General features: G+C 63.6%; 5 protein-coding genes. All 5 read left to right on the forward strand.

Translation table 11 applies throughout. The annotated features are described in order from the left end of the window. Positions 1 to 13 precede the first annotated feature (13 nt). Positions 14 to 1,108 carry a DUF4232 domain-containing protein gene (locus D9V29_RS14010; protein ID WP_121673950.1) on the forward strand — a complete coding sequence of 365 codons (1,095 nt, stop codon included), beginning with the start codon at positions 14 to 16 and terminating at the stop codon, positions 1,106 to 1,108. A 359-nt stretch (positions 1,109 to 1,467) separates the two neighbouring features. Beyond that, positions 1,468 to 2,340: a protein kinase domain-containing protein gene (locus D9V29_RS14015; RefSeq protein WP_121673951.1), complete on the forward strand. Its 873-nt coding sequence runs from the start codon at positions 1,468 to 1,470 to the stop codon at positions 2,338 to 2,340. Further along, positions 2,325 to 3,494 carry a hypothetical protein gene (locus tag D9V29_RS14020; protein WP_147436300.1) on the forward strand — a complete coding sequence of 390 codons (1,170 nt, stop codon included), beginning with the start codon at positions 2,325 to 2,327 and terminating at the stop codon, positions 3,492 to 3,494. Before D9V29_RS14015 ends, D9V29_RS14020 begins: the two co-directional genes overlap by 16 nt. 948 nt (positions 3,495 to 4,442) lie before the next feature. After that, on the forward strand, positions 4,443 to 5,366 hold the full coding sequence (locus tag D9V29_RS14030; RefSeq protein WP_121673954.1) for an aldose 1-epimerase family protein: 924 nt from the start codon (positions 4,443 to 4,445) through the stop codon (positions 5,364 to 5,366). Positions 5,367 to 5,444: 78 nt separating this feature from the next. After that, positions 5,445 to 6,510 (forward strand): APC family permease (locus D9V29_RS14035; RefSeq protein WP_147436301.1); only part of this gene is annotated, 1,066 nt, incomplete at its 3' end.

A 6,510-nucleotide genomic window follows, 5' to 3' on the forward strand; every position in this document is an offset into this window, starting at 1 on the left:
TCACAACGACCTAATGCGCCTGATTAGAGCAACAATCCCCGCCGTCGTTGCCGCCCTGCTCTGGTGGGCCAGCGGCGGCCTCGAACTGCTCGGCCGGCAGACCCTCTCCGGTCCGGTGCGGCACATCCTCGCCATCGTCGCTCCCGAGACGATTCCGGTGCAGGAACTCACCGCTCCCGCACCGTGGGCGTTCATCATGATCGCTCTCTCGATGCTCGCCATCTTCGCCGCCTACGCCGCCCTCGCCGCACTGGTCGGGCGTCAGCAGCCAGGCAACACCGCGACCGCGTTTGCCGCCTACTGGATGTGCGCCGTGGCATCCGGGTTCCTGGTTCCGGCGATTCCCGTCGTCATCGAACTCGTCAACGCAGTCGTACAGCAGCAGGCCCCGTTCGGTCTCGTCGGCGAGCGGGTGGCCGGGGCAGCGCAGTGGGGGCTGCTGATCGGCTGGATTCCCGCGCTGGTTGCTGTCGCCCTCGATAGTGCCGGTCGGCCGGAACGGCGCGTCTTCACCCGTCGGATGGTCGCCATCCCCGCGATCGTCCTGTTTCTGCTGGCGGCCGTCGGGCTGACCGTCGCCTCGCCGCTGGCGCTTGCTGCGGTGCAGGCGCAGATTCCGACCGAACCGGTCGCGGAACCCGCCCCGGTGGGCACACCGGTGCCACAGGTCGCGCCCGGCGAGTGGCAGATTGATCCGCGGTGGTGCACGAGCGGACAGCTCGAGATGACAGCGGGGGAGCCGGACGCCGCCCTCGGCAGCCGCGCCCTCGTCATTCGGGCCACGAACGTCAGCGATGCGCCGTGCATCGTGGAGAGCTACCCGGATGTGGCGTTCGCCGACGAGTACAGCAACGCCCTCGACGTGAGCGTCGACCACGGCGGCGCGATGCTCAGCGACGATCCCGGTGTGACGCGGATCGAGGTGCAGCCCGGGGCATCCGTGGTGTCGACGCTCGCCTGGAGTGCGATGCCGACTCAGGGGCTGGATGCCGCCGGCTGGCTCCACGTCGCATCCCACCACGGTGCGAAACGGCAGATGGTGCACATCGATACGGATATCACCGGGGGGACAGTGACGGTAACTGCGTGGGCGTTGCTCATCGGCTAGGCGAGGTACTCGAAGATAGCGGCGGCTCCATCCGGCTTCGGAAAGGCACGGTTGCGCTCTGGTGACCTACTGCTGCGACGTGGAGCGAGCGACTCTTCATATGTTCGTCTGGCAACCGCAGCGATGGGCAGCCATCTCGACCAGAGTGTTGTGCCACTGAGCACAGGCTTTCCTCCTGAAGCGCTAATCCCCGAGCGGCTTAGCTCAGTCGCACCGGCTCAGCGCCAGGACGGGATGGAGGAAGCCCCGAAAGCGGGGTCGCACGTGACCGTGCTCCGAGGATAGCCTGACTCGATCTAACGTTCGCTGAGCGGGGAGTCAAGATTGTTTTTGCGTGAGCTAGTGCGCACCGATAACCCATGGCTGCTTTCGTGACCCCAGACGAAATCGTCTCGGAGGCGATCGCTGCAACAGGAGTATCTAACGCCCAATGGCTCACCCAGGGAGGGCAAAAGTGGGTGCTGACTGCTGATCTCGCAGGCAATCCCGTAGTTCTAAAGATCGTCCCGGTGCCTCCCGGACCAGTTGCGCAGATCGCAGTTAAACGAGCGCATCGCGAGGTGGAACTGCTCGCCGCCGTCGAATCGCCTCATCTGGTTTCGGTCTTGTCGGAGGCGATCGAGATTGGTGACGTCCCGTCAGCCGTGGTCTGGCTCGAAGAGAGGCTGGACGGTGCCGACTTGAGTCTGGAGTTGGGGGTGCAGTGGGACGATATGCAGGTCGTAGCGATGTTGCGCGATCTCGCTCGCGGACTAATCGGCTGCCATGAACTCGCAGTCGTTCACCGAGACCTTTCCCCGGGTAATGTGCGCCACACCTCTGAAGGACGATTCGTTGTGATGGATCCCGGATTTGCGCGACATTTGGAACGAAGCGCGCTTACCGGGATACATCAACCTGGCACGCCCGGCTTCCGAACCCCGGAGCATGTGCCGGGTGGATCTCCCACCCCCGCTAGCGACATCTTCGGCGTGGGGATCTTGGCCTTTTTTGCTCGCAGTGGACAATTCCCAGTTGACCCCTCGGGTGAGGATCACGAGTACGACCGTCGTCTGCGCACAGGCCAGGCCGCACCTATTAGCAGTTTGGTGAGCTCCATCGACGGAGAACTTGCCGTGATCATTGATCGCTGTCTGCAGCGTCAGCCAGCGCGGCGGTATTTGGATGGCGGCGAGCTCTTCGCTGCACTTGAGGCGACAGCAATAGGGAGTGCCGAATGGCGGGAATTCTGATTCATGATGGCCGCAGAACCGGGCATCTGGGCTGGTGCGAGAAGGCTATCGCGGATGGCGTTGCGGATGGGGTCTTTATCTCTGCGTTCTCCACACCTCGGGTCGGCACGCCTAGAAATCCGAGTGCCGAGCGACTCGCAGATACCATTCGAGCGACGGGCGGAGAGGTGGTTTTTGACGTGGAGACCCATGCCCGAGTGCTCCCGACTTCAAACCGAGTGGATTTTTATGACACCTGGGAGTTGTGGGGCCCCGCCGGGGTCGGACTCGACACGCCGACGAGACGTTTGCAGCACATTGAGCGGGTGTTCCGGCGTCAGGAGAGTATAGGAGCGCCGCATCTGGCTCCCACCCTCGCCCTAGATTCTCCGGATTCAGACGCCGCGACCCATGCACTCGCTGCAGCAGAGCTGGCGAGCGGGATGTCCGAAAATTCATGGCAGTCGCTGGTCGCGACTAAGACATTCCTGAGGAGCGGGTACCGTCTTGATGAGTACGTTGGTCAACTGGCGGCCCTCGGATCGCCGACCTGGGTGATCACGGTTGCAAATGAGGTGGTTCTGGGCCAAGCACCCGATGTAGGCGACACGGAAGCATTCGCAGGGCTGCTCCGTTCCATTCATTCCTTGTCAGAGAGATCTCGAGTGATCGTCGCGAAGTCAGACTTTGTCGGACTTCTTGGAGTAGCAGCTGGAGCGGATACCGTTGGCGGTGGGTGGGACCGTTCAATGAGAACTTACGATCCAAATGCTTTCCACGTCGCGTCCGACGATGGGATCCGTATTCCGGCATCATACGTGACTCAGAGTGGCCTGTTAGCGGTGCTTCGCCGCGATACAGCCGAGGCGATCGAGCGCTTAGACTCCGCTTTAGCGTCGGCCATTCGGGGCGGGGCGATGCCGCCGAGTGATCGTGCGGAGCGAGAGCACCATCTGCGAACTATCCGGGAAGTCGTACTTGCGATGAATCAATCTGAGTCAAGAGGCGACCGAGTCGAAGTGCTTCGCAACCTCTACGCGACAGCCGATAACTATTTCGTAGACCTCTTAGCGCGGGTTCCTGCATTCGTAAAGAACAGCGACAAGGTTGCCTGGCACGATCAGCAACAGGCCATCCTCCGTGAGTATGCGTCGGCTGAGGGCCTGTGGGTCTAGGTCAAGCTATGCCGCAGGGAACCAACCGAATGGATGAAACGCTCCGATGCCAAGAGCCGTGAGCCCGCATGGAGAGCGTTCGCCCGCCGCCCAATTGTCGGCTGAACGATCCATTTATCGCCAATCGCAAGTCCGAGTCGAAGTGATTTGGCATGGCGGACCACGTCGGTGAGGTTCTTCGGGGGGTGAAGGAGGACGACGCCTGATGCGTCAGCCCAGGTGGAATACCGAGCGGCTTGAGAGATCGCGCGATTCCAGTCCGATACCTTGGCTTCGAATGCATACATTCGTCCAACTGGAACGATTGCTGGGTGGCGACGATATTTGCCGGCCACCTCCTTGACTGCGCCCGACGTTTCGAGTTCGCGCAGATATCCAGCCACCTGACGGCGCGACATTCCGATCCGCCATTCCACCTGAGCGGCCGTAGTGCCTCGTCCAATAGGGACGGCGGCGGCCACGGTTGCAAGCGCTAGCCGATCAACAAGTGCAATGCCGCTCTCTATCCGAGACTCAATCCCTGCGCTTGCCCGAGTCACAGCCACTAAGTCTGCGATCCCGTTTGGGCCCGCGAACTCGGGTGTCACAAATACTCCGGCGGTAGCGCCAGGGAGGCGACCTGCGAGCTGACGCAGGGGCCGGTCCAGCTCTCTCTCGAGCAACGGCTCGAATCTACGTCCTCCCCGAACAATCAGCGCTTCGGTCTCGCATATGTTGGGTGAAGCGCTAGGTGTTGGCGATGGTGTGGATGGCACATGTCCCCTTTCCATAACGACGATACTCTTTTCGCGATCACGCAACGAGTCCCCGCGCTGCTGGGGATAGCTGCATCACATCTTCCCTCTGTGGGCAGGCCATGACGGTAACTCCGGAGTGAGACCTCAGTCATGGAGGACTCATAAACTGCCTCGGCGCGAAGGGGTCACTAAACCCGGCAGAATATGAGTCATGACCACCCCTCTCTCCGGAACGCAGTTCGAGCTCACCAGCGGCGAATACACCGCCACCATCGCCAGCATCGGCGCCTCACTGCGGTCACTGCAGCACAACGGCCGCGACCTCGTCGTTCCCTACGACGCCGACGAGGTGCGCCCCGCCTACCGCGGCGCCACCCTCGCACCGTGGCCCAACCGCGTGGTCGACGGCAAATACAGCTTCGAGGGAACCGACTTCGAGCTCGCGCTCACCGAACCAAAGCGCGGCCACGCCCTGCACGGACTCGTCGTCTGGCACGACTTCATCGCCCTCGACGAAGCCGAAGACCGCGTCATGCTCGCCACCACCGTCGAGGCGCAGGAGGGCTACCCGTTCCGCATCCAGGTGCGCGTCGAGTTCGTCCTCGACGCCGACGGTCTCCACACCACCGTCGCCGCCCGCAACACCGGCACCGCGCCCGCCCCGTTCGGCACCGGCCCGCACCCGTACCTCGTCGCCGGCGAGGGAACAGTCGACGACTGGACCCTCCTCCTCCCCGCCGAACAGGTGCTCACCGTCACCGAAGACCGCCTCATCCCGATCGAATTGGCGGATGTCTCCACCGAGTCAGGCGGAACCTTCGACTTCCGAGAGCCCCGCGTCATCGGCGACACTTTCATCGACCACGCGTTCACCGGACTGGTGCGCAACGAGAACCGGACCGCCGAGGTGCAAGTCACCGCGGCATCCGGAACCGGAGTACGTATGCGCTGGGACACCTCGTGCAAGTGGGTGCAGGTGCACACCGCCGACCAGGAGGCGCCGAAGCCCAGTCGCATCGGCCTCGCCGTCGAACCGATGACCTGCCCGCCGGACGCGTTCAACTCCGGTGAGGACCTGCTCGTGCTCCAGCCGGGTGGCGTCACGTTTGCTTCGTGGAGTATCGCCGCGATCTAACTCCATCTTCTTGCGGATGCCGCCACACGGCGTCCGTTCTCTCTCGCCGTGCCCTGGCACACGACACAAGGAACCCTCTTGGAAACGACACTGAACCGCCGGCTCGGCGTGCCCGGAATTGTCTTCATGGTGATCGCGGCCGCCGCGCCGATCACCGTGGTGGCGGCGAACTTCCCGCTGATCCTCACCGTGTCCGGGTCGATCGGCGCACCGCTGATGGTGCTCGTCGCGACGATCATTCTGCTGCTCTTCTCGGTCGGTTACGCCTGGATGACCCCGCGCGTGCCCGACGCCGGCGCGTTCTACTCCTACGTGCACCGCGGCCTCGGCCGCCGGGCGGGACTCGGCACCGCATCCATTGCGCTGCTCTGCTACGTGCTGCTGACGGTGTCGATGACCTGCTACCTCGGCGTGCAGGCCGGCAACCTGATCGAACTGTGGACCGGCCTCCAGCTGCCATGGTGGCTGATCTCCGCGGTCATGCTGCTCATCGTCGGACTGCTCGGCTACCGCAGCATCGACCTGTCGGCGAAGGTCCTCGGCGTCGTGCTCGTGCTCGAAGTCGTCGCCGTGATCGCCATCGACCTCGGCGTTCTGTTCTCGGGTCGTGAGCTCACCACCACCCCGTTCAGCCCCGCCGAAGCGCTGTCGGGCGCACCCGGCCTCGGACTGCTCTTCGCCTTCCTCGGGTTCTTCGGCTTCGAAGCCACCGCCGTGTTCCGCAACGAGGCCAGGAACCCGGAGAAGACCGTGCCGCGGGCCACCTACATCGCCGTGATCTCGGTCGGCCTGCTCTACTTCGTCTCGTCGTGGCTCGTCATCGCCGGACTCGGCGGAACGGATGCCGTCGCCGCCTCCTCCGCAAACCCCGACAGCGTCGTGGTCGGCCTCGCCGGCGAAGTGATCGCCCCGATCGTCGGCGATATCGTCCAGGTTCTCGTCGTCACGAGCATGTTCGCGTGCATGCTCGCGTTCCACAACATCGTCACCCGCTACCTCTTCACCCTCGGTCAGCGCGGAGTGCTTCCGCAGAAGCTCGCGACCGTGCACCCCAAGCACCGCGCACCGTCGCAGGCGTCTCTGTGGGTCAGCGGAATCACATCCGTCGTCGTGATCGGCTCGGCGCTCGCCCAGCTCGACCCGG

This window comes from Mycetocola manganoxydans, assembly GCF_003667545.1.
In the GTDB taxonomy this organism is placed as follows: Bacteria; Actinomycetota; Actinomycetes; order Actinomycetales; family Microbacteriaceae; genus Mycetocola_A; species Mycetocola_A manganoxydans.